Annotated in this window: 3 protein-coding genes and 1 pseudogene; 3 read left to right on the top strand and 1 reads right to left on the bottom strand. The window is 63.2% G+C overall.

What is annotated here, in order from left to right; genetic code table 11:
* A partial coding sequence (locus AC2VOP_RS17145) for an FAD-binding protein (RefSeq protein ID WP_486962076.1) occupies window positions 1–1,037 on the top strand: 1,037 nt, incomplete at its 5' end.
* Window positions 1,034–1,789, top strand: a complete 756-nt coding sequence (locus AC2VOP_RS17140; protein ID WP_486962075.1) for a succinate dehydrogenase/fumarate reductase iron-sulfur subunit — start codon at window positions 1,034–1,036, stop codon at window positions 1,787–1,789. The genes AC2VOP_RS17145 and AC2VOP_RS17140, both read left to right, overlap by 4 nt.
* A 40-nt stretch (window positions 1,790–1,829) precedes the next feature.
* Here AC2VOP_RS17140 and AC2VOP_RS17135 read toward each other — a convergent pair whose 3' ends face one another.
* Window positions 1,830–2,681 (bottom strand): aldo/keto reductase, encoded by an 852-nt coding sequence (locus tag AC2VOP_RS17135; RefSeq protein WP_486962077.1) that lies wholly within the window; start codon window positions 2,679–2,681, stop codon window positions 1,830–1,832.
* 387 nt (window positions 2,682–3,068) lie between these two features.
* On the opposite strand from AC2VOP_RS17135, the pseudogene AC2VOP_RS17130 reads away from it, so the two are divergent.
* Window positions 3,069–3,353, top strand: a pseudogene (locus tag AC2VOP_RS17130) (integrase catalytic domain-containing protein); the annotation flags it as partial.
* Between the last annotated feature and the right edge of the window lie 412 nt (window positions 3,354–3,765).

Here is a 3,765-nt window from a genome sequence, read left to right as displayed (position 1 = left end):
AAGGCCAGTACGCCGAGACCGAGCAAGAAGCCGACCAGTGGCTCAAGGACAACGACTCGGCCCGGCGCACCCCGGACCTGTTGCCCCGCGACGAGGTAGCCCGGGCGATCAACTCCGAGGTGAAAGCCGGCCGGGGTTCGCCGCACGGCGGAGTGTTCCTCGACATCGCGTCTCGGTTGGCGCCCGCGGAGATCAAACGCCGGCTGCCGTCGATGTACCACCAGTTCATGCAGTTGGCTGAGGTCGACATCACCAAACAGCCGATGGAAGTCGGACCGACCTGCCACTACGTGATGGGCGGCATCGAGGTCGACCCGGACAGCGGTGCATCCGTGGTCCCCGGGTTGTTCGCCGCCGGCGAGTGCTCCGGTGGGATGCACGGCTCCAACCGGCTCGGCGGCAATTCCCTCTCCGACCTGTTGGTGTTCGGTCGCCGGGCCGGGCTGGGCGCCGCCGAGTACGTGCGGTCGCTGGGCGGGCGGCCCTCGATCTCGACCGGCACGCTCGCCGCAGCGGCCAAGCTGGCGCTGGCCCCGCTGGACGGGCCCGGCGGCGGCGAACCGGAGAACCCCTACACCCTGCACGCCGAGCTGCAGCAGTCGATGAACGACCTGGTCGGCATCATCCGCAACGCCGGTGAACTGGAGCAGGCCCTCGTCAAACTGGAGGAGCTCAAAGGCCGATTCGCCAACCTGACGGTCGAAGGCCAGCGGGCATACAACCCCGGCTGGAACTTGGCCATCGACTTGCGCAACATGTTGCTGGTCAGCGAATGCGTGGCCAAGGCGGCCCTGCGGCGCACCGAGAGCCGGGGCGGGCACACCCGCGACGACCACCCGGGCATGGATGCGAACTGGCGCAAGACGCTGCTCGTCTGCCGAGCCTCGGGCGAGCGCGCGATTCCGGAGATCGACATCACCCGCGAGGCCCAGCCTGGGATGCCCGAAGACCTGCTGGGCCTCTTCGAAATCTCCGAACTGGAGAAGTACTACACCGACGAAGAGCTGGCCGAGCATCCGGGACGGAGAGCTAGATGACATACAACGCACAGCTGCGGGTCTGGCGTGGCGACGTCGACGGTGGTGAGTTGCAGAACTTCACCGTCGAGGTCAACGAGGGCGAGGTGGTGCTCGACGTCATCCACCGGCTCCAGCAGACGCAGACTCCCGACCTGGCGGTGCGCTGGAACTGCAAAGCCGGCAAGTGCGGGTCGTGTTCGGCGGAGATCAACGGCTATCCGCGGCTGATGTGCATGACCCGGATGTCGATGTTCGCACCGGACCAGACCGTCACCGTGACACCGATACGGACGTTCCCGGTGATCCGCGACCTGGTCACCGACGTGTCGTTCAATTATGAGAAAGCGCGCCAAATCCCGTCGTTCGAGCCCCCGAAAGACCGCGAGCCCGGCCAGTACCGGATGTTCCAGCAGGATGTGGAGCGCTCCCAGGAGTTCCGCAAGTGCATCGAATGCTTCCTGTGCCAAAACGTCTGCCATGTGATCCGCGACCACGAGGAGAACAAGAAGAGCTTTTCCGGCCCGCGGATGTTCATCCGGCTCGCCGAACTGGAGATGCACCCCCTGGACACCGCAGACCGGCGTGACTGGGCACAGGACGACGCCGGCCTGGGGCTGTGCAACATCACCAAGTGCTGCACCGAGGTCTGCCCGGAGAGCATCACGATCACCGACAACGCCATCATCCCGATGAAGGAGCGGGTAGTCGGCCACCGCTACGACCCGATCGCGTGGGTGGGCAGGAAGCTGTTCGGCCGCAAGGCTGACTAATACGAACCGCGCGAATCCAGCAGAACGCGCTGCGGTCCGATTACGTACCGAGGAACGTCAGCGGGTCGTGCAGCACCCGGGTGCCGTCGTGGAGCCCATCGAGGACGTCCATGTCGTTGTCGGCCAACTCGAAATCGAACACGTCCAAGTTCGCCGCGACGCGCTCCGGCTTTCCAGACCGAGAGATAACCGCGTTGCCACACTGGAGATTCCACCTGATCAGCACCTGCGCCGGTGTGCGGTCGTAGGCTTCGGCGATCTGCGTCACCGTGGGGTCGTCGAGCAGTAGGCCGACGCCCAGCGGACTGTAGGACTGGGTGACAATTTCGCGTGTGGCGTGTGTGTCGCGGAGTTCGACCTGGCTCAGCCGGGGATGCAACTCGATCTGATTGATCGCCGGTACGACACCGGTTTCCTCGATGACCGTCGTCAGGTGTTCTTCGGTGAAGTTGCAGACGCCGATCGACTGCACGAGTTCGTCGTCGCGAGCCTGAATCATGGCCTCGAAACTCTCCAGATATTTACCTAACTGTGGCGCCGGCCAATGGATGAGATACATGTCGATGTAGTCAAGTCCGAGCCGATCGACACTTTGCTCGCAGGCTTCCCGCGCAGTGTCGAATCCCTGATGAGAGGTGCCCAGTTTGGTGCTGACGAACAATTCGGAGCGGGGAATCCCAGAGGCTTCGATAGCGCGACCCACCGCGGCTTCATTACCATACGACGCAGCAGTATCGATGAGGCGACATCCACTCTCCAGGGCGGCGAGCACCGAAGCCTCTGTCTCCTCGTCGGAGAGTTTCGCGACCCCCAGCCCTAGGACGGGCAGTTCTTGCTGGTCATTGAGGGTTACCGTGGGAACCTGGTCGTAAGAATCACGATGTGTCAGCATCGCTGTTGCGCATGAATTCGTCATTTCTCGAGCTATCCCTTCCCTCCCTATTCGCTGTGTATTGTTATCATCGGGTTTCGTGTCCATTTCGGACTCGTGTATTACGCCTGACCAATGGTTACGGATGGTCCGGCAAGCTGGTGTCTGTTATACATCCGTGATCAACAAAGGTCAAGCCGTCGGCGTGCCTCACCTACTTTGAGCGCGTGGCCGGTGGTGGTGCCTCAGCTATTTTGAGCGCGTAGCGCGGAAGGCTTGCCCGATGTGGAGGGCAAGATCGACATGGCCGCCAGGCGGCAGGTAACCAACAAACTACGGGGTCAGTACCGCAGAGCATCGAAGGCGGATAAGACCAAGATCCTGGATCGGGTGGTGTCCACCACCGGGATGGGCCGCTCGACAGCCCGGCGGATGCTGACCGGCCCGAAGCTGGCCGACCCGGCCAGCCAGGTCGACCGGCGCAGGTTGCGGCCGCGGGGCTTCAGCGATGATGCCAGGGCGCTTTTGGAGCACGTGTGGGCCTTGATGGGCATGCCGTGCGGCAAGTACCTGGTGGTGATGCTCGAACTATGGCTGCCGCTGCTGGCCGAAGCCGGTGATCTTGACAAGCCGTTCGCCACCGAAGCGGCCGTGGCGGAGTTGAAGACCATGAGCGCAGCCACCGTGGACCGCTACCTCAAACCCGCCCGGGAGCGGATGCGCATCAAGGGCATCTCAACAACGAAACCCTCACCGCTGCTGCGTAATTCGATCAGCATCCGCACCTGCGCTGAGGAGGCGCCCAAGGCGCCGGGGGTGATCGAGGCCGACACCGTGGCGCACTGCGGCCCGACACTGATCGGCGAGTTCGCCCGCACCTTGACGATGACCGATGTCGTGACCGGCTGGACCGAGAACACCTCGATCCGCAACAACGCCTCCAAGTGGATCACCGAGGGCATCGAGGAGCTGCAACAGCGGTTCCCGTTCCCCATGGTGATTTTCGACTCTGTTGGATTTGATACCCCTACCCGCCGGCGAATAGGCCCTGCTTCCTGGGGCAACGACACACCGGACCGGTTGTTGATTCTGCAAGTTGCTTCCT

The organism is Mycobacterium sp. TH-M106 (genome assembly GCF_057473765.1).
Note: the sequence above shows the minus strand (reverse complement) of the source record. Positions and strands in the feature narration are given on the sequence as shown.

Coding starts and splice junctions, on each gene's coding strand:
- AC2VOP_RS17135 (WP_486962077.1), bottom strand. CDS start 2,681: ATGCTGACACATCGTGATTCTTACGACCAGGTTCCCACGGTAACCCTC.
- AC2VOP_RS17140 (WP_486962075.1), top strand. CDS start 1,034: ATGACATACAACGCACAGCTGCGGGTCTGGCGTGGCGACGTCGACGGT.